This is a genomic window from Planococcus sp. MB-3u-03 (genome assembly GCF_002833405.1).
In the GTDB taxonomy this organism is placed as follows: Bacteria; Bacillota; Bacilli; order Bacillales_A; family Planococcaceae; genus Planococcus.
On record NZ_CP025135.1, the window covers coordinates 1,683,880 to 1,703,074 of the forward strand.

The following is a 19,195-nucleotide window of genomic DNA, read 5'->3' on the forward strand; positions in this document are numbered from 1 at the left end:
AGGCAATCTTTAACACAAAACTAAGGAGAGCGTTTAATCTCGGCGGATCCAATTTTTTGGGGGAAAACTTTAAAGTTGTATGTACCAACCGCTTATTCATAGAGAAGATTTTGCTTTATTTCAATTACCGAGGGTCAGCGGATAGGATGAACGCAATGTATCCGACGTCTTGGCTGAAATTCCAGTCCATGAAAACTTCATCGATGTTCCTCTGTAAAGAGTGGTTCAAGGGGGCAGCTTTGAGAAGCTTCCGTTCAAGAGGGCGTTTGGTCAATTTGAGGATTTCAGAGAAGCCCCCCTCTATTAAAGCTTTTTCAATCCCTACCAAAATGCCGCTGCGCTTCAACAGCAAGGTCCGATTGCTCATCCATAAAGTTTCAATGCTATCCGGGATGCGGCCGGCTTCTTCACTGACACGTTCCAGTTGTTTATGGAAGATGTCCCGTTCTCCATCTTCCGGCCATCCTAATGGATCCGCGATGTGTTCTTCACCCATTACCCCGATAAAAATCCCGCTTTTTAGCGGCAAGTTCCAATCGGCGTATAACTCGGTAAATTCCAATTGCGTGATAGCCAAGAGCTCATTTAAAATTTCAGGCTTTAAGGCATTGAACATGAAATCCCTGGTTTCCAATACACGTTTGCCTTCTTCTTGATCGAGTAGAATCTTTTCCATGGGACTGACAAATCCGCGGAAATGTATGGTGATATAAGGCCTTTTAATTGTGACGTAAACAGAAGCAGGCCCTTTTCCGAAATGCTTTCGGAGTAGGTTTGAAATATAGCCCGAAACCTCTGATTGAATAGATCTTGCTTCCTGCATAATAACTGGCTCCTTCCCGGCATGTGACGACCGGCTAGTTCTTTGCTTTTCAATCGCTCTTTTCAGCGTCCAGAAAATGGTTCTTTTAACTGTAGTTCTTCATTCCGTTTAAAATCTTTAGTCAAAACCAAACGGGGAAGGGGCATTATTGGGTAGATGGAAATGAAAATCCAACTGTTGCTGGTATTCGGCCGACTCAAGCCGGGGATATGAAATAAAAAAAGACGCCAAAAAGAATGATTCATTCTCTTTGGCGTTATTCCCAGCTCTATTGTCAGGTATATACTCTGCGCAATTCCAATATGGCAGCCCGTGCTGCATTTTTAATTTCCACTCAACTGTTCGATGAAGCCCGCTAGATGTTCGCGGGAGATGATTCAACTACTGTATAAAGAATTATAGCGAGAAAGGGAAAAAATTTCAAGATGCTATTCCGGAATGGGCACATGCCTCACATGAAGATTTTCGCCAAGCGATATTAAGTGAACAGGTTTTCCGCCAGTTTGGCCCCATCTTGAATGCGGGATGGACCAATTTACTTATAGATCGCTTGATAGGACTTCATGAATTTCTTGTCGATATACTGCTTAAGTTTCCATGGGAGTTTGCCGTGCATGCTCCACTGTCCGTAAGTCAAGAACGCTTCGCCGCCGCCCGTGGAGAGGATGGCTACATAGCGTTTTTGCGGAACGAAGGCCGATAATGGATTTCCGTCGAGAAAATTCAGTAGATTTCCCCACAACACGGGGCCTTGGCGGACTGCATAGACACCGTTTTTCGCAAGGCCCGGATAACGGTCGATCGAGACGCAATCTCCGGCACCGAAGACTTCGGGGAAACGAATCGATTGAAGCGTCTCACTGACGGCCAAAAATCCGGCACGGTCGACCGGCATGTCTGAGCGCTCGAATAAGGCAGGGCTTTTCGGGCCAGTCAGCCAGAGCACGTCTGACTGGGGATAGGATGTACCGTTGCTTGCGGTGACAGAAGTTTCGTCGATGTCTTCTATTTTTACGTTTGTGAAAAAAGACAGCGCTTTTTTCCGGGCAATCGCCTCGAGTTTTCTAGAAGCGGCCGCTCCATGAGCCGATAGCAACTCTCCAGAACTAAACAGTAACGCATCGCTAAAATGCCGCCGCATTCGCCAGGCGTGTGTAGAGAAGGCCAATTCCACGCCCGATGCGCCGCCCCCGACAATGACGGGGGCGGCGGATGTTCGGAACTTCATTAATTGATCTGGGAAATGGTAATTGGGCTTGATCGGCGAGATGTGTTTCTTCAACGCTTCCGGGCTATCCGTCTGTGATCCGATATCGAAGGACACTGCATCATAAGGATAGATCTCGCCATATTGGCCCGTCAGTGTGCGGGATTCCGGATCGATGGCGCAGATGGTGTCTTGATAGAAAGCCGCGCCGATTTTTTCAGCGAGTTGATGCAAGTCAATACGGATCTCATCCAATCCGTAAACCTCTTCAGTGAATCCTGAAAACATCCCTGAATAATATTGATGGAGCGCAGGCGAGATGAGCACCAATTGTATATCTTTTCGCGGCTTTTTTGCGAATTGTGCAAGGGCGTGCAAATGTGCATGGCCGCCCCCAACCAAGACGACAATCTTCAAGTTCAACACTCCAATCTAGGACAAAATCCGTTTGGCTTCGGCCATGCGCTGAAAAATAGTGAAAATCTGAACGGCGATAAACAATAGGGTGATCGCCGTCAAATAAGGAGAAAAGACGATCATCAGAGTAAACAGGATAAACCCTTCTGTCCGTTCCGCAAGCCCGGCTTGATAATAGAACGATTTCATCCCTTGTTTTTCGGATAATGCCCCGACGGTCAAGAAGACAGTCATGGCGACAATAATCGATGCGCTCAACAACAATAAAGCCCACATCGAGTCCGGAAAGCGGAAGGCAAGGCCGAGGATAACGCTGATTTCCACCAATCGGTCAAAACTGATATCGAGGAGCGTTCCCCAAGGAGAAGGTTTTGTTTTTCTCGCCATCGTCCCGTCGACTACATCCAAAAATCCGGATAGCCAAAGCGCGATGAGCGCCAAAACCGGCTGGTCCAAGTAGATGAAGACACCTGATGACAGACCGATGGCAAAAGCCGTCTTGGTCACGCCATCAGCGGTCCATCCTTTTTTCAATAGATAGTCGGCAGTCTTGTCGACTGCTGGTTGTACATGTTTTCTGGCATATGTATCGAGCATATAATTCACCTTTTCATGTAAAAGATATTCTAAGTATAAAGCATATCACCGTTCACACCCCCACAGAACTCTTTAGACTGAGAGGATTTTTATAAGCAGACTATTCGAGGGTAAATAAGGGTAAGTGTATAGAAGTCTTTGTTAAGATATATTTAATTCAGGATCAAGAAAGGATTTGACGGATATGACCAAGAAGTATGATATCGCAATTATCGGAGCGGGAGCAGCAGGCCTAACAGCCGCTTTTACAGCCGCAGGATTTTCGAAAAAGACCGTGCTGATCGACAAGAATCTGCCAGGCGGGGAATGTACATGGTCCGGCTGCATTCCGAGCAAATCGCTCATCAATATCGCGAAGGAAGTCCATCACGCCAAAAAATATTCACCTGAGCTGAAAGTCGATACATCGGAAGTGCTGAAAGATATCCAGGAAGTCATTCAAAAAGTATACGCAGGTGAATCACCGGAAGTGCTGAAAGAATCCGGCATCGACTTCGTGAACGCCTACGCCACTTTCACTGGGCCGAATACATTGGAAGTGGAAGGGGAAACGATTGAAGCGAAAAAAATCATTCTCTCGACTGGATCCACTCCATTGGTGCCGCCAATCGATGGCTTGAGTGAAGTAGATTACTTGACCAATGAATCGATCTTCAAACTGTCATCATTCCCGAAAACGATGACCATCCTAGGCGCAGGCCCGATCGGCGTCGAGATGAGCCAAGCGCTCAACCGTCTTGGCGTTGAGGTGACGCTGGTTGAAAAATCAGAGCGCATCTTGTCCAACGACGATGAAGAACTCACGCTGATGATCCAGCAGCGGCTCATCGATGAAGGCGTGACGATCCATGCCGGCGCAACAGCGGTAAAAGCTGCCCAACAAGGCGGTCAAATTGAACTGACTGTCGAAAAAGACGGCAAGGAAATCATAGTTTCAAATGAAGGGCTTCTCGTTGCGCTCGGCCGCCAAGCGAATGTCTCCGGCTATAACCTGGAAACTGCCGGTGTCAAGTACGATAAGAAACGTATCCAAGTGGACGAACATATGGAAACGACCGCCAAAGGCATCTATGCCATCGGCGATGTCGTCGGCCCTTATCAACTATCGCATATGGCGAACGCACAAGGCATTACAGCGACGCAGAACGCCATTTTGCCGATCAACCGCAAAATGAATTACGACCATGTGACCTGGTGTACATACACAGACCCGGAACTCGGCCACTCTGGCTTGTCCGAAGCACAGGCACGCGAACAATACGGCGATTCAATCCGCGTCTATGAACATGATTATGCGGATATCGACCGTGCCAATACGAAACAAGGCTCGATCGGCAAGGTGAAGATCGTGCTCGATAAAAAAGGCCATATTCTCGGGGCGAGCATTCTGGGCGACAGAGCTGGCGAAATCATTAGCCAAATCCAGACACTCAAAACACTCGGCATCAATATGGGTAAATTATCCAGTGTCATCCATCCGTATCCGACCTATAGCGAAGTACTGGTGAAGATCGGCAAGAAAGTCTATGTCGATAACCTGCTCAATCAACCGGTCGTCAAAACCTTCAATAAAGCAAAAGCGGGCGAGTTGCCTGTCAAAAATCGGTTTATACGGGGCAGCAGCGGCTGCAGGTCTTGGCATCGCCAATATGGCGATCCAAAATAACACCAAACCAGAACTTGGTGTTAAAATGGCCTTCAAGGAAATGCCTTCCACGCCCAATGCCGTTTCGTCGCAAACGACTGACCGGGACAAATTCGTTCCAGCATGGCCGTATAATGGCAGCAAAGAGCAAGCGAAAAGAACTTGATCGGCATGTTGAAAGGCTATGAAGGCATCCGGATTGTACAAGTGAATAATGATTATGTTTATGCAATTGCTACGACAAAATTGATGAAATTCAAGGATGACATCGAATTTTATTTTAATGACGCAGCGCAGCAAATCGAATTCCGCTCCTCATCACGCGTCGGTTATTCAGACCAAGGGCTTAACCGCAAGCGCTATGATGAGATGAGAAAACGTTATTCAAGCATTTCGACGCACACGCGCAATTCATGAATAAAAAGCGCATTGCAAAATGGCTGCTGGCGGCTGTGGCCATCGGCTTGGTCATCTGGCTCAGCCGTTCAGTCTTCGATGTGGAGGCGGAAGACCTCCGCAGCTGGATATTATCGTTCGGGCTATGGGCGCCAGTCATCTATATCATCGTTTATACTGTCAGGCCGCTGATTTTCTTCCCGGCATCGGTATTATCGATTGCCGGCGGCTTGGCTTTCGGTGCCTGGATGGGCACCCTTTATACCATCATGGGCGCGACTTTGGGCGCGATGTTGTCCTTTCTAGTCGCCAATTCGGTGGGCAAAAGCATCGTTACAAAAGAATGGACAGGAAATGCGGCAAAATTTCAGAGGCAAATGGAACAGAACGGCTTTTTATACGTGCTGCTGTTCCGGCTGATCCCGGTCATCAATTTCGACTTAATCAGTTATATGGCGGCGATCGCCAAGGTGCGTTTCGCTTCGTTTGCATTGGCGACTTTGATCGGTATCATCCCCGGAACCTTTGCCTATAATTTTCTCGGCAGCAGCTTTGTCAGCGGCAATCCAAAAGTGATTACGGCAGCGATCGCCGTATTCATTATCTTGACGGTCATCCCGATTTTGATCCGCAATCGTTGGAACAGTAAGAATGCGGAAAACCAGCGAGTGCAATTGGATCAAGAGTCATAATCGATGCTAGTCACAATGAATACCAGTAGAAGAGATAGATTAGCATAAAAGGAATTAGGAAGTGGAATTAATGAAGAAATATCCAATAGCGTCATTGGGCATCCTGGCACTCGCCTTGTCAGCTTGTTCATCCGGAGATGCAGGAAACGCAACCGATGCAGACAGCTTATTGACAGATGACTGGAGCGTTATTCAAGACGCGGCGCAAGGACAGGAAGTCAATATGTACATGTGGGGCGGGAACGACAACATCAATACTTATTTGGATGAGTGGGTCGCGCCGCGCATGAAAGAACAGCACGGCATCGAGTTGACCCGTGTGCCGATGAATGACGCGCAAGACATCATCAACCAATTGCTCGACGAAAAAACGGCCGGTAAAACCGACGGCAGCATGGACATCGTCTGGATCAACGGCGAAAATTTCAAAGCCGCGAAAGACAATGGCTTGTTGTGGGGAGATTTCACCGGGCAATTGCCAAACTTCAATGACTACATCGATGCAGATGCACCGGAAGTTTCCCAAGATTTCGGAGAACCGGTGGAAGGCTTGGAAGCACCATGGGGCAAGGCACAATTCGTGTTCGTGCATGAAGAAGATAAACACGAATCCCCGCCGACATCGATGGCTGAACTCGCCGATTGGGTACAGGAAAATCCGGGACAGTTCACGTACCCTGCACCGCCTGATTTCACAGGAAGCGCTTTTGTCCGCCAGGTATTGTATGAAACGACCGGAGGACACGAGCAATACCAGCAGCCCGCTGCAGATATTGAAGATTTGGAACAACGCCTTGAACCGATGTGGCAATACTTGAATAGCATTGAGCCATATTTATGGCGCGGGGGAGAAACTTAACCGGAGAACCTGGCAAAACAAGATCAGTTGTTTGCGAGCGGTGAAATTGGCATGACCATGAGCTACGATCCGGCACTCGCTGCGAGTGAAGTATTGAAGGGACGTTTCCCTGAGTCGACCCGCACCTATCTATTGGACGGGGGAACACTCGCGAATACGCATTTCCTGTCAATTCCTTTCAACGCTTCGGATAAAGCGGGAGCGCTTGTCGCAATCAATGAACTGATGTCGCCAGCTGCTCAAACCTCTAAATTATCGCCTGAGAACTGGGGCGATTTGACGGCGCTCGATTTGGAGAAATTATCGCCCGAACAGCAACAAGCGATGAATGAAGTGGATCTGGGGGAAGCGACACTTTCAATAGAAGAATTGGAACAAAACCGATTGCCTGAATTGTCTTCTGATTATATCGACATCATCGAAAAAGGGTGGACGGAATATGTGGCGAAAGAGTAAACCGTATCTTTTACTGCTGCCGGCCGCCGGTACGATCATCCTCCTGTTTTTCGGGGGGATTTTTGATGGCCTGCTGAAAAGCTTTGGCTATTTTCCGGCGATCGGGGAGACCGATTTGAGCGTGGCGGCATATGACAGGCTCTTGCATTCCAGCGCTTTCTGGGAATCGATGGCGCTCACGCTGCGGGTAGCGGCGCTGTCTTCGCTGTTGTCAGCAGTCATCGGGGCGCTCGTTGCCGTGGCTTTGTTTTTTCTCAATGATTCGATGAAAACCGCGTCGCCGAAGGCATGGCATCGCTTGTTCCAATTTCCATTGACCATACCGCATCTGGTCGCTGGCTATATCGTCGTGCTGCTGTTCATGCAAAGCGGATTTGTATCGAGACTTCTTGCGGCTTTTGGGTGGATCGACGAAATTACGGATTTTCCAGTGCTCGTCAATGACCCGTTCGGGTGGGGGATCATCCTCGCTTACGCTTGGAAAGAAGCGCCTTTTGTGGCACTTATGCTATATCCGGTGCTGTCGCGGATCCACGGCTCCTGGCGTGAAGTGTCGCGTGTTTTCGGTGCGGGCACTTGGCAATTCGTCAGGGAAGTAGTCGTGCCGATCATGATGCCGGCATGGGCGATTGCTACGTTCATCGTCTTTGTGTTTACTTTTTCCGCTTTTGAAGTGCCGTATCTGCTCGGCGTCACCTACCCAAGTGTACTGCCGGTTTATTCGTATCAGCTTTACACAAGCGGCATGCTTTCGGACCGTCCGGAAGCGCTTGCGGTCAATATGATCCTCGCGGCTATTACGATTTTGCTGGGCTTGGTAGCGTATTACTTCAGTAAGCGCTGGAATGTACTGAAGGGGTGGGGCTAATGAAAAAACATCCGAAACTTATGTCCTTGTTATTATTCATCGGATTATTCATTTTTGTCATCGTCCCGTTTGTTCCCTTGATTTTATCGAGCCTGTCATTCGGCTGGCGCTGGCCGGAGGTTTTTCCGCAAGTCTGGAGCCTTCGTGCATGGGAATATGTCGTGAATGACGGGCGTACTTGGCAAGCGGTCGGTATCAGCTTATGGATCGCACTGATTGTAACGGCTGTGAATATCCTGCTGGCGGTCCCGGCGGCCAACGCATTGGCGCGTTATCCGGTCCGCGGCAGGTGGTTGTTCGAGACGATTATTTTTGCACCGATCATCATTCCGCCTTTTATCTCGGTCATGGGAATCCACTTGACCTTTTTGCGGCTCGGATTGACTGAAACCGTTCTTGGGGTTGTATTGGCGCATATCGCGCCGACTTTGCCGTATATGTTCCGTGCGGTCATGATCAGCTATCAAACCCTGTCAGCTGATTGGGAAGACCAGGCGCGCATGTTGGGGGCAGGTGCGATGCCGCGATTCTTTCATGTCGTGCTGCCGCATCTCCTTCCGGGCATAATGGCAGGCGCGAGTTTAAGTGTCTTGATTTCCTTGAGCCAATACTTGATCACCTTCATCATCGGTGCCGGCCAAGTGGTCACCTTGCCGATCTTGCTGTTTCCGTTCATCAGTGGAGGAGACCCAGCGGTAGCATCAGCTTATTCATTGCTCTATGCAGCTATCGCCATTGCGGCATTGGTTGGAATGGATGCCGCATTAAAACGCTATTATCAAATGAATAAAGCCTCACAGGATCAGGCGAGAGGAGTGAAACCGTGAGCGATTTGCGCATTATCGATATGAAAAAGCGCTACCGAGCTGCACAGCCGAAAGACGAAGCGTCGTTCATGCTTCGCCCGGTCCAGCTGACCATCCGTGAAGGAGAGTTCTTTTCGCTTCTTGGGCCTTCCGGTTGCGGCAAGACGACTTTGCTGAAACTGGTCGCTGGCTTATTGGAAGCAGATGGCGGAGAGATTTGGGTGGGGGATGAAAACCTGACGAATGTGCCGCCTGAATCGAGAAAATTCGCCATGGTGTTTCAGCAATCCTTGCTGTTTCCACATAAAACCATTGAAGACAATGTCGCGTTTGGCTTGAAAATGCAGAAAGTCGGCAAACAGCAGCGCTTGAAAGCAGCGCGCGATATGCTCGAACACGTGGGGCTTGGAGGATTCGGCAGCCGCTTTCCCGACGAAGTGAGCGGCGGGCAACAGCAGCGCGTGGCACTCGCCAGAGCCTTAGTGGCGAATCCGCGCGTCTTGTTGATGGATGAGCCATTCAGCGCGCTCGATCCGGGATTGCGGGAAGAAATGCGCGATTTGCTGAGCCGCATCCAAAAAGAATTTCGTGTGACCGTGCTGTTCGTAACGCACGACCGTGATGAAGCTTTCGCGTTATCCGACCGGATCGCGGTCATGGGCGAAGGAGAATTGCGTCAGGTCGGCAGTGCGAGAGAATTATATGAACACCCTGAAAGCACTGCGGTCGCTTCTTTTCTTGGCTTGCGGAATATCTTGAGCGGCGCGATAGAAAATGGCCGTTTTGCCTCTTTCGATAGAATAATTGAAGCAGCTGTCAATGAAAGGCTGGCAGATGGCAACTATTTCATGGTCATCAGGCCACAAGCGATCAAAGCGGCGCAGGGGGATCAATCAGGCCATGTCCGAATCAGCGGCATCGTCGAGGAAATGAAATATGGCCGCGGCATGTACAGCCTGAAAGTAAAAACAGGCAGCCAGCTGTTGGAATGTGTGTTTACCACCTCCCAAGCTGAAAAAACAGCAGTCGGGGAAACGATCGATTTGCTGGTGGATATGAAGGAAGTTTGGTTCCTGAAAGAATAGCATCATTCAAGCACAAAGCCCCTTGCCGCGTTCGTGGCAAGGGGCTTTGTAAACTGTGCTATATACCGAGAGCTTGCGATCCGAATCGATCTCGCATCAGGATGGCTACGGGGAATTGGGTTATTTTTACTGATTATTTTTACAGTTATTAATAGAACAAGTGTTCTGTTTGTGGTAAAATAAAGGTACAGCTGCATGAGGGCGGTTTGGCCATTCCCTATAGAAAGGGGGTGGTAGCATGACCATGGCAGAAGCATTTTCGCTTGTGTTCACGAGTGTCGGGTTGACGATCAGCGCATTGACGCTTGTCCTATCCTTGATTCTGGTCATTCCGAAAAAAAAATAACCGTCCCATTGGCGTGGGCTGACGGTTATTTCATAAACCTATAGTGTCCAGCCGACCGCCCTCGAAAGGCTGCATGCAGCTGGCCGGATGCACACAGCATCCGGTTTTTTTCGTTACTTTCAGTATACTAAATTACAGCTATTTTGCAACTGTCTCATAACCAACCCCGCTCATAAGGCACAGGAGCTTCGATATCGGCTCCGAGCTCACGTGCGGCTGTATAGGCCCAATACGGGTTGCGCAGCAATTCGCGTGCCAGGAAGATGAAATCCGCACGGCCGTTTTGAAGAATTTCTTCTGCGTGGCGAGGTTCGGTGATCAAGCCGACTGCACCGGTTGTGATGGGTGTTTCTTTTTTGATCGTTTCCGCAAAATTCACTTGGTAGCCAGGGAATACGGGGATTTGTGCCGGCACCACAGCTCCTGAACTGACATCGATCAAATCGACGTTCTGCTGCTTCATCCACTGGGTCATCTCGACGTATTGTGCAGGCGTCATGCCGCCGTCTGTGTAATCTTCTGCCGAAATGCGCACAAATAATGGCCCGTCCCAAACTGAATTCACTTCGTCCAATACGCGGCGCAGCAGGCGATAGCGGTTTTCGCTGCTGCCGCCATACTCGTCGGTGCGTTGATTGGTCAGTGGAGATAAGAACTGGTTGATCAAATAGCCGTGGGCTGCGTGGATTTCGATGACGTCGAAGCCGGCTTTTTTGGCGCGTACAGCGCCGTCTCGGAACGCTTGGACGGTTTCATCGATTTCTTCTATCGTCATCGCTTTTGGCGTTTTGTATTTATCGTTGAAGGCAATCGCACTCGGCGCCTGGATATCGCCGTCGACGGTCGCTTTTCTGCCAGCATGGGCAAGTTGAATGCCTGTTTTTGCGCCGTTCGCTTTCATCAAGCGGACGATTTCCGCCTGTCCGTCGATATGGGCATCATCCCATATGCCGAGGTCGCGCGATGAAATGCGCCCGATCGGCTGGACGGCGGTGGCTTCAGTGATGATCAAACCGACGCCGCCGACTGCGCGCGTCGGATAATGGACACGGTGCCAATCGGTGACATGCCCGTCTTCTTTGTCGCTTTGATACATGCACATCGGGGCCATGACGATGCGGTTTTTGAAATGGACGCCCTTAAGCTCAAATTCTTCGAAAAGTTTTGCCACGTGAAATTCCTCCTTCAGTATCTATACAAGAGAATAGTATACCGGAAAGTTCACGCGGCTTCGATTCGCAAGCCTTGCTTGGCATGCTTCTTTAACGCTTAAAACCTTCGGTAAATGGAAACAACCCGCAAAAGTCGTCGCTTCTGCGGGTTGTGGGAGGTTTATTATTCGAATTCTTTCCCGAGCTCCCGGGAGCGGTTGGCGGCGGAGGTGACACAATCGCCGACGATGCGCTTGAAGTCGTTATCATAGAGGGCTTGAAGTCCAGCGGCGGTCGTGCCGTTCGGGCTCGTGACGCGCTTGCGCAATTCGCCGAAATCTTCCTGCTGGAGCATTTCCGCTGCGCCGTCGAAGGTTTGGCGCACAAGTTTCTTTGCATCTGCAGAAGACAATCCGTTATCGATCCCTGCCTGCACCATGGATTCTGCGAAATAATAGAGATACGCGGGGCCGCTTCCTGCAATGCCTGTCACCGCGTGCAATTGGTCTTCTTCCACGACCGTCACGCCGCCGATCGACGACAATAGCTTTCTCAGCAAGTGTTGCTGTTCTTTGGTGACAAATTTGCTCCAGGCAACGCCTGTGGCCGACTTGCCGATTTGCGCCGATGTATTCGGCATCGCACGGGCAACGGCGAAATCGCCGACATGCTTTTGGATCGTCTCGATCGAAACGCCTGCCGCGACAGAAACGATGACGGTATCGCCGGTCAATTTTTCACGGATGCCTTTCAATGCCACTTCGACATCTTTCGGTTTCATCGCAAGCAGGATGAAATCAGCATCTCTCAGTTCGGTCTTGTCGTCGCAGACGATATTGACGCCGTATTCATCATGCAAAAATTCCAAACGGTCCTGATCTGACCGGTTCATGACGGAGATTTCATCGGGTTTCATAATTCGCTTATTGATCCAGCCGTGGATCATGGATTCGGCCATCGATCCGGCCCCTACACATACAATTTTCATACATTCCACTTCCTTTTCTCAAAATAAAAAGCGCAATCATCCCTGTTATTCCAAGGACGAAAACGCTTGTTTCCGCGGTACCACCTAAGTTTGCACATTTGCACAACTCGATATCCTTATCGCGGACAGACGGCCGTGTTTGCACGGCAGCTCAGAAGCAGGTTCAGGAAGGGAGCGGGGGTGCGGCGTTTCAGCGTTGGCTGCACTCTCTTGTACCCATCATCTTCCGTACTAATCTTCATCTACGCTTACATATGTTATTAAATTATAAGTAAAGAAATTTTATTTGTCAAATTGGCCAGCCGGCGTGACGGCGCCTGCCATTCAAGGTATGATAAGTGAATAGACATTCATTTTAAGGGAGTGGGAATGATGGAACCGATCAAAATCACCATCCCGACGCCATTTGCCGTCGGAGATGTCAATTCTTATCTATTGAAAGGCGACGCGTTGACGTTGATCGATGCAGGACCGAAAACACCAGAAGCCTGGGAAGCGCTCAAGGCCGGGCTGAAAGCGGCGAATGTCGTCCCTGAAGACATCGAGCAAGTGGTCTTGACGCACCACCACCCGGATCACGCAGGATGGGTCGACGGCTTCGACGCCGCCAAATTGTACGGACATCCATATAACGATCTATGGCTGCGCCGGGACGAAGCTTTTTTCGATTATCATGACGCGTTCTATCAGGAGCGCTTGAAAGAAGAGGGCGTGCCGGGTGATTTGATGTTCTGGATGAAGAAGATGAAGCGGCCGCTCAATTTGATGGGGAACCGCCCGCTCGATATGGCCATCAATGAAGGCGATACGATTCCGGGCCACGCGGACTGGCATGTCATGGAGACTTTGGGGCATGCCCAGAGCCATCTGTCGTTTTGGAATCCGGAAGAACGCACGATGATCGGCGGCGACCATGTCATCACGAAAGTGTCCTCGAACCCGCTTATTGAACCGCCGTATAACCCGGAAGAAGGGCGACCGAAATCCTTGCTGCAATACAATGCATCCCTCAGCCGCCTATTGAAGATGCCGATTGACGTCATCTACAGCGGACATGGGGAGGATGTGCGCAATGTCCACGAACTCGTTTCCACACGCCTTGAAAAACAGCACTTGCGGGCAATGAAAGTGCTCGCCATGCTCGACCGGTCGAACGAGCAGTCAGTTTATGAATTGACGCAGCAGCTGTTTCCGCATGCTTACGAAAAAGAACTAGGCCTGACGCTGTCCGAGACGATCGGCCAGGTCGATTACCTGCTCGAAGACGGCTTGATCGAAGAGCGATTGAACGACCGGGGCATTTTCGTCTACCGCCAGGCTTAATGTACAGAGTTGCATGCGCAGGCTTCAGCAGGTAAACTGAAAATTAAGAGTTGCAACAAGAATCTAAGCGTAAAGGATTGGGATAAAGTGAAAAAAGCTAGTTTATTTCTCGCAGGATTCCTGCTATTGGCGGGTTGCTCCGATGATGCCGCACCGACAGAACCGGCGGAACCGGCAGGCAATGAAGAAGAACCGGAAATTGCAGTTGAACAAGAGGGCATGACGGAAGAAGGATTTATTACGCAAATCGGGGATGGACGCATTCTCATTGGCAATATTTACTTCTCTGTACCGGAAGATGTCGAAGTCCAGTTTGCAGAAGGCGGCGAAACGTCAGAAGCTGTCATCAGTGATTTGCGTACCGGCATGAAAGTCACGACGGATTATACTGGCCCGCTTGAAGAATCGTTCCCGATGCAAGGCGAAGCGGAAAAGATCACGATTTTGCAGGACGAAGAATCCCAGCGCCAATCAGAAGCTTTGCAGGCATTCATTAATGAAGAGCAATTGTCCAAATTGATTTTGATGGGCCAGCCGCTTGTGCGCGGCGATGAAATCGGGTTTTTATTCAATGACATGGAAACCGGCGATTTAATGGAAGTACGCATCGATATGAATACACTGGAATATACAATGGGCAATGAAGAAGAGGAAGAACAAGCAGAAGACACCGAGGAATAAGCCGAACGGCAGACCCCGGCAGCAGGAAACCCGGATGGCAGCGAGCCGTCCGGGTTTTTGCGTGTACAGAAGTTGTTCTTTCTATAGAAGAAACACGGTTTTTTTGCATATTTCCTAAAAACATGAAAATTTATGCGCGTCTTCCTTGCGTTATAAAAATGCCATGTTATTATGTGTATATTAATCGCATATAACGCATAAAAATACAGGAGGTCATATTATATGAACAAAAATCGTACTCGCATACTCAGGTGGACTAGATACATCGGTGGCCATTCCATGGCTCAAATCACAAGGCTATGACGTCGTCGCTGTTTGTCTCGACATCGGAGAAGGAAAAGACTTGGACTTCATCAAACAAAAAGCGCTGCAGGTCGGAGCGGTCGAAAGCTATATGATCGATGCAAGAGACGAATTTGCCGAAGACTATGCACTCATTTCGCTTCAAGCCCATACATTATATGAAGGCAAATACCCGCTCGTTTCTGCATTGTCGCGTCCGTTGATTTCCAAAAAACTCGTGGAAATTGCAGTGGAAAGCGGCGCAACGGCTGTTGCCCATGGCTGCACAGGAAAAGGCAACGACCAAGTTCGTTTTGAAGTTTCCATCAAATCGTTGAACCCTGACCTTGAAGTCGTCGCACCTGTTCGCCAGTGGGGCTGGTCGCGTGACGAGGAAATCGCTTATGCCAAACAGCATGACGTACCGGTTCCGGTCAACTTGGATTCGCCATTCTCCATCGACATGAACCTATGGGGCCGTGCCAACGAATGCGGCATCCTCGAAGATCCTTGGGCAACACCGCCAGCAGACGCATATGATATCACCAACGCACTAGAAGACACGCCGGATACGCCGGATATCGTGGAAATCGAATTCGTCAAAGGCGTACCGACCAAATTGAACGGCATCGACTATAAATTGACGGATCTGATCTTTGAATTGAACCATGTCGCAGGCAAACATGGCGTCGGCAGAATCGACCATGTGGAAAACAGACTGGTCGGCATCAAATCCCGTGAAATCTATGAAGCACCAGCAGCGATGACCTTGATCGCCGCGCATAAAGAACTTGAAGATATCACCTTGGTAAAAGAAATGGCTCATTTCAAGCCGGTCATCGAGAAGAAAATGACGGAATTGATCTATGAAGGGCTTTGGTTCTCTCCACTGCGTGTAGCACTTGGAGCATTCCTGAAAGAAACACAGGAATTCGTCAACGGCACCGTGCGTGTAAAACTATTCAAAGGCCATGCCATCACGGAAGGGCGTAAGTCACCGAACTCCTTGTACAGCGAAGAACTGGCGACGTATTCAACAGATGATACCTTTAACCACGAGTCTGCGGTCGGATTCATCGAGCTATGGGGCTTGCCGACAGTCGTCAACTCTAAAATCAACAAGAAAGAAGTTGCGGTCACGGCACAAGTCAAAGAGGAGGTGCAGCTATGACCAAACTGTGGGGCGGTCGTTTCCAAAAGACAGCTGAACAGTGGGTCGACGAGTTCGGGGCTTCCATTTCCTTTGACCAGAAATTAGTGCTCGAGGATCTCCAGGGCAGCATGGCGCATGTCACCATGCTGTCTTCCTGTAAGATCCTGCCGCAGCAAGACGCTGACTTAATCTTGTCAGGGCTTCAGACGCTGCAGAAAAAAGCGGAGAACGGAGAACTTGAGTACAGCGTATCGAACGAAGACATCCACTTGAATTTAGAAAAACTCCTGATCGATGAGATCGGCCCTGTCGGCGGCAAACTCCATACCGGCAGAAGCCGCAACGACCAGGTAGCGACGGATATGCATCTGTATCTGAAAAACCGCGTGACGGAAATCATCGAACTGATCGAAGGATTCCAGTCGGCGATCGTCGAGCAGGCTGAAACGCATGTTGAGACGGTCGTGCCAGGGTATACGCATCTTCAGCGCGCGCAGCCGATTTCATTCGGCCATCATCTGATGACCTATTTCTGGATGCTGCAACGTGATAAAGAACGTATGCAGGAATCCTTAAAGCGCATCGATGTGTCGCCTTTAGGAGCAGGAGCGATGTCCGGGACGAGTTTCCCGATCGACCGCGAACTGTCCGCTGAACTGCTCGGCTTCTCAGGCGTCTATCAAAACAGCCTGGATGCCGTCAGCGACCGCGACTTTATCCTGGAGTTTCTCAGCAACTCATCGATGCTCATGATGCACTTATCACGCTTTGCAGAGGAGATCATCCTTTGGTCGAGCGAAGAGTTCCGTTTCATCGAACTCGATGATACATTCTCGACCGGCTCGAGCATCATGCCGCAAAAGAAAAATCCGGATATGGCGGAGCTTGTCCGCGGCAAGACAGGGCGTGTCTATGGCAATCTATTCGGCTTGCTGACGACTTTGAAAGGCCTGCCGCTTGCATACAATAAAGATATGCAGGAAGACAAAGAAGGGATGTTTGACACGGTCCACACCTTGATGGGATCTTTGCCGATCTTTGAAGGGATGATCCGGACGATGAATGTCAACACCGCCTCCATGGAAAAAGCGGTGAACTCCGACTTCTCGAATGCCACAGAGCTTGCGGATTATTTGGCGGCGAAAGGCATGCCGTTCCGCGAAGCGCACGATGTCACCGGCAAGCTGGTCTTCACGTGCATCCAGCGCGGCTATTATTTGAAAGACCTGCCGCTTGAGGATCTCCAGGCAGCCAGCCCGCTCATTGAAGACGATATTTACGAAACCTTGCTTCCGCAGACGGCCGTCAAACGCCGCAACTCACTAGGCGGCACAGGATTTGATCAAGTACATCATCAATTGGGACTAGCCAAGAAACTCATCGGGTGATCATTAGTCCATTTATATGCGCGCTTGTTCTGTTCGGTACAACAGGCAAGTTACTTGCGCCCGGCTCTCTTCCCCCTAAAGAGAGCCGGTTTTTTTATGGCGTTATGGCGCTTTGCGTGTATCCTTAACATATAGGGCGAAAGCGTGAAGATTACGGAAATGTCCATAAAGATTTCACAGGCAATTTGGCGGTTTTTGCGCACTATCTCTGATAAGATAGAGTTCGTGAGAGAGAGGAGCGTGTTCGAATGGCAACCGATATTAATTTACTTTTGGCTTTCGGTGCCGGATTCTTGAGTTTCATCTCGCCATGTACATTGCCTTTGTATCCTGCCTTTTTATCTTATATTACGGGCATGACCATGGATGAGATTAAAAATGACCGAAAAGTAATGCAGCGCCGTGGAATGTTCCATACTTTATTTTTCCTATTGGGCTTTTCCACCATTTTCATCGCGTTGGGCTTCAGCACATCATTCTTTTATGAATGGTTCGTGCGCTACGATGAATTGATTCGCCAAGTGGGCGCATTGTTCATCATCATTTTCGGGCTGATGATCGTCGGTGTCTTTACGCCGAAATTCTTGATGCAAGACCGCAAGTTCTCATTCAAGAACCGGCCTTCCGGATTTTTAGGCACTTTCGTTATCGGCCTTGCGTTTGCGGCTGGCTGGACGCCATGCACCGGGCCGATCACAGCGGCGATTTATGCGCTCGCTGCGGCCAACCCCGGATCAGGCATCTGGTATATGCTCGCATACGTCCTCGGCTTTGCGATTCCATTTTTCGTTTTGTCGTTTTTCGTTACCCGTCTCGGCTGGCTGCGCAAGCATCACAGCACGATCATGAAAGTCGGCGGATTCGTCATGATTGCGGTAGGAATCTTGCTGTTCTTTGACGGCATGACGTACATCATCCGTATTTTGAGCCCGATTTTCGGGGATTTCCAAGGATTCTAAAAAGTAGGTGACGAGATGGAAACCATTTCTTCAATGGATCAATTCCAACAGAAAATAGAAAGCAGCGAATCGTTTCTGCTATTCGTCAAAACCGACCATTGTTCAGTATGCGAAGGGCTGAAGCCGCAAGTCGAGGGATTGGAGCCGAATGCATCTATTCCATTCTACTTGGTGAATGCAGCGCGTGTTCCGGAAATCGCCGGGCAGTTGATGCTGTTTACGGCGCCTGTGGTCATCCTTTTCAAGCAAGGGAAAGAACAGCTGCGCTTTGCCCGTTTCGTGCGCATGGATGAGTTGGAGAGCCGCCTCGGCGAATTGGAGGCAGAATTGAATGGATGAATTATTCAATCGCATCCCGCCAGCCATTTTCTTGGCCGTGACGACCATCGGCGCGCTCGTCATGGGTACGCTCGCGATCATTGTCCGATCAAAATCGGCAAAAAGCCGGCATCGGTCAAAAGATCATTTTGCCGCCTTTGTTCATGTCGACCGGAGCTTTGATGTTCATTTTCCCGTTTTTCCGGGTAGCGCCGCTGCAAATTGCCGAAGCGCTGCTCGTCGGGGCTTTGTTTTCGATTATCTTGATCCGCACATCGAAATTTGAAGTGCGTGACGGGGAAATCTATTTAAAGCGCTCAAAAGCTTTCGTATTCATTTTGCTTGGGTTATTGCTCGTGCGCTTGCTGGCAAAGTCATCCTTAGCTCGTCGATTGACGTCGGGGAGCTTGGCGGCATGTTCTGGCTGCTCGCTTTTGGCATGCTTGTGCCGTGGCGTCTCGCGATGCTGCGCAAATACCAATTGATTGCAGGACAAAAACGCTGTTCCCGAATAGGGAGCAGCGTTTTAGCTTGTCGAGGAAGGTAAGAACTCGTATTTTCCGAAGCTTATCGCACGACTCCGTGGGCTCGCGCCCAAACCTCCTCAGCCGCCTTGAAACCCTTGTGCTCAACTCTCACTACGTTCGAGCATCGCAGAAAATTTGCTCCCACATCTGCGTGGCAGATGCGTCGCAAATGAATGCGCTCAGCTAAGCTTCGCTCATTCATTTCTTGCGGGGTCCCGGTCGTCTTGT

The 19,195-nt window shown here is 49.8% G+C and carries 19 protein-coding genes and 1 pseudogene; 15 read left to right on the forward strand and 5 right to left on the reverse strand.

Going from position 1 to position 19,195, the window contains the following annotated elements; translation table 11 throughout:
- Nucleotides 1-124: 124 nt before the first annotated feature.
- The 3 genes from CW734_RS09720 to CW734_RS09730 all read right to left on the reverse strand — a co-directional run bounded on the left by CW734_RS09720 (nucleotide 125) and on the right by CW734_RS09730 (nucleotide 3,044).
- Nucleotides 125-823, reverse strand: coding sequence for a Na-translocating system protein MpsC family protein (locus CW734_RS09720; RefSeq protein WP_101190322.1), 699 nt, complete (start codon nucleotides 821-823; stop codon nucleotides 125-127).
- Nucleotides 824-1,358: 535 nt separating this feature from the next.
- Nucleotides 1,359-2,447, reverse strand: coding sequence for an FAD-dependent oxidoreductase (locus CW734_RS09725; RefSeq protein WP_101190323.1), 1,089 nt, complete (start codon nucleotides 2,445-2,447; stop codon nucleotides 1,359-1,361).
- 15 nt (nucleotides 2,448-2,462) lie between these two features.
- Nucleotides 2,463-3,044: a CDP-alcohol phosphatidyltransferase family protein gene (locus CW734_RS09730; RefSeq protein ID WP_101190324.1), complete on the reverse strand. Its 582-nt coding sequence runs from the start codon at nucleotides 3,042-3,044 to the stop codon at nucleotides 2,463-2,465.
- A 184-nt stretch (nucleotides 3,045-3,228) separates the two neighbouring features.
- On the opposite strand from CW734_RS09730, the gene CW734_RS09735 reads away from it, so the two are divergent.
- The 8 genes from CW734_RS09735 to CW734_RS09760 all read left to right on the forward strand — a co-directional run bounded on the left by CW734_RS09735 (nucleotide 3,229) and on the right by CW734_RS09760 (nucleotide 9,851).
- Entirely contained in the window at nucleotides 3,229-4,710 is a 1,482-nt protein-coding gene (locus CW734_RS09735; protein WP_232787233.1) for a dihydrolipoyl dehydrogenase family protein, read from the forward strand.
- A 141-nt stretch (nucleotides 4,711-4,851) separates the two neighbouring features.
- Nucleotides 4,852-5,106 (forward strand): DUF1499 domain-containing protein, encoded by a 255-nt coding sequence (locus CW734_RS18930; protein WP_269801508.1) that lies wholly within the window; start codon nucleotides 4,852-4,854, stop codon nucleotides 5,104-5,106.
- Nucleotides 5,103-5,777: a TVP38/TMEM64 family protein gene (locus CW734_RS09740; RefSeq protein ID WP_101190325.1), complete on the forward strand. Its 675-nt coding sequence runs from the start codon at nucleotides 5,103-5,105 to the stop codon at nucleotides 5,775-5,777. The genes CW734_RS18930 and CW734_RS09740 overlap by 4 nt, the downstream gene beginning before the upstream one ends.
- Before the next feature lie 70 nt (nucleotides 5,778-5,847).
- Nucleotides 5,848-6,636 (forward strand): ABC transporter substrate-binding protein, encoded by a 789-nt coding sequence (locus CW734_RS18935; RefSeq protein ID WP_232787010.1) that lies wholly within the window; start codon nucleotides 5,848-5,850, stop codon nucleotides 6,634-6,636.
- 51 nt (nucleotides 6,637-6,687) lie between these two features.
- Nucleotides 6,688-7,092 carry a type 2 periplasmic-binding domain-containing protein gene (locus CW734_RS18940; protein ID WP_232787011.1) on the forward strand — a complete coding sequence of 135 codons (405 nt, stop codon included), beginning with the start codon at nucleotides 6,688-6,690 and terminating at the stop codon, nucleotides 7,090-7,092.
- Nucleotides 7,076-7,960, forward strand: a complete 885-nt coding sequence (locus CW734_RS09750) for an ABC transporter permease (protein ID WP_101190326.1) — start codon at nucleotides 7,076-7,078, stop codon at nucleotides 7,958-7,960. Before CW734_RS18940 ends, CW734_RS09750 begins: the two co-directional genes overlap by 17 nt.
- Complete coding sequence (locus CW734_RS09755; protein WP_101190327.1) at nucleotides 7,960-8,787, forward strand: ABC transporter permease; 828 nt, start codon at nucleotides 7,960-7,962, stop codon at nucleotides 8,785-8,787. Before CW734_RS09750 ends, CW734_RS09755 begins: the two co-directional genes overlap by 1 nt.
- On the forward strand, nucleotides 8,784-9,851 hold the full coding sequence (locus CW734_RS09760) for an ABC transporter ATP-binding protein (protein ID WP_101190328.1): 1,068 nt from the start codon (nucleotides 8,784-8,786) through the stop codon (nucleotides 9,849-9,851). The genes CW734_RS09755 and CW734_RS09760 overlap by 4 nt, the downstream gene beginning before the upstream one ends.
- A gap of 500 nt (nucleotides 9,852-10,351) precedes the next feature.
- Here the strand turns inward: CW734_RS09760 and namA are convergent, their stop codons facing one another.
- Together namA and proC are read right to left on the reverse strand one after the other, a co-directional pair.
- A complete protein-coding gene (gene namA, locus CW734_RS09765; protein ID WP_101190329.1) occupies nucleotides 10,352-11,368 on the reverse strand; it encodes an NADPH dehydrogenase NamA in 1,017 nt (338 codons plus the stop codon).
- A 164-nt stretch (nucleotides 11,369-11,532) separates the two neighbouring features.
- Nucleotides 11,533-12,336, reverse strand: coding sequence for a pyrroline-5-carboxylate reductase (gene proC, locus CW734_RS09770; RefSeq protein ID WP_083509133.1), 804 nt, complete (start codon nucleotides 12,334-12,336; stop codon nucleotides 11,533-11,535).
- A 372-nt stretch (nucleotides 12,337-12,708) separates the two neighbouring features.
- Here proC and CW734_RS09775 point away from each other — a divergent pair, with 372 nt between their 5' ends.
- The 7 genes and pseudogenes from CW734_RS09775 (at nucleotide 12,709) to CW734_RS09805 (ending at nucleotide 18,987) form a co-directional block, all read left to right on the forward strand.
- Entirely contained in the window at nucleotides 12,709-13,659 is a 951-nt protein-coding gene (locus CW734_RS09775) for an MBL fold metallo-hydrolase (RefSeq protein ID WP_101190330.1), read from the forward strand.
- Between the two features lie 87 nt (nucleotides 13,660-13,746).
- Complete coding sequence (locus CW734_RS09780; RefSeq protein ID WP_101190331.1) at nucleotides 13,747-14,340, forward strand: DUF3221 domain-containing protein; 594 nt, start codon at nucleotides 13,747-13,749, stop codon at nucleotides 14,338-14,340.
- Nucleotides 14,341-14,572: 232 nt separating this feature from the next.
- Entirely contained in the window at nucleotides 14,573-15,793 is a 1,221-nt protein-coding gene (locus tag CW734_RS09785) for an argininosuccinate synthase (RefSeq protein WP_232787261.1), read from the forward strand.
- Nucleotides 15,790-17,163 carry an argininosuccinate lyase gene (gene argH / locus CW734_RS09790; RefSeq protein ID WP_101190332.1) on the forward strand — a complete coding sequence of 458 codons (1,374 nt, stop codon included), beginning with the start codon at nucleotides 15,790-15,792 and terminating at the stop codon, nucleotides 17,161-17,163. The genes CW734_RS09785 and argH overlap by 4 nt, the downstream gene beginning before the upstream one ends.
- Nucleotides 17,164-17,411: 248 nt before the next feature.
- Nucleotides 17,412-18,122: a cytochrome c biogenesis CcdA family protein gene (locus tag CW734_RS09795; RefSeq protein WP_058380733.1), complete on the forward strand. Its 711-nt coding sequence runs from the start codon at nucleotides 17,412-17,414 to the stop codon at nucleotides 18,120-18,122.
- A 15-nt stretch (nucleotides 18,123-18,137) separates the two neighbouring features.
- On the forward strand, nucleotides 18,138-18,461 hold the full coding sequence (locus CW734_RS09800; protein WP_058380732.1) for a thioredoxin family protein: 324 nt from the start codon (nucleotides 18,138-18,140) through the stop codon (nucleotides 18,459-18,461).
- A gap of 80 nt (nucleotides 18,462-18,541) precedes the next feature.
- Nucleotides 18,542-18,987, forward strand: a pseudogene (locus CW734_RS09805) (CcdC family protein).
- Nucleotides 18,988-19,195 lie beyond the last annotated feature (208 nt).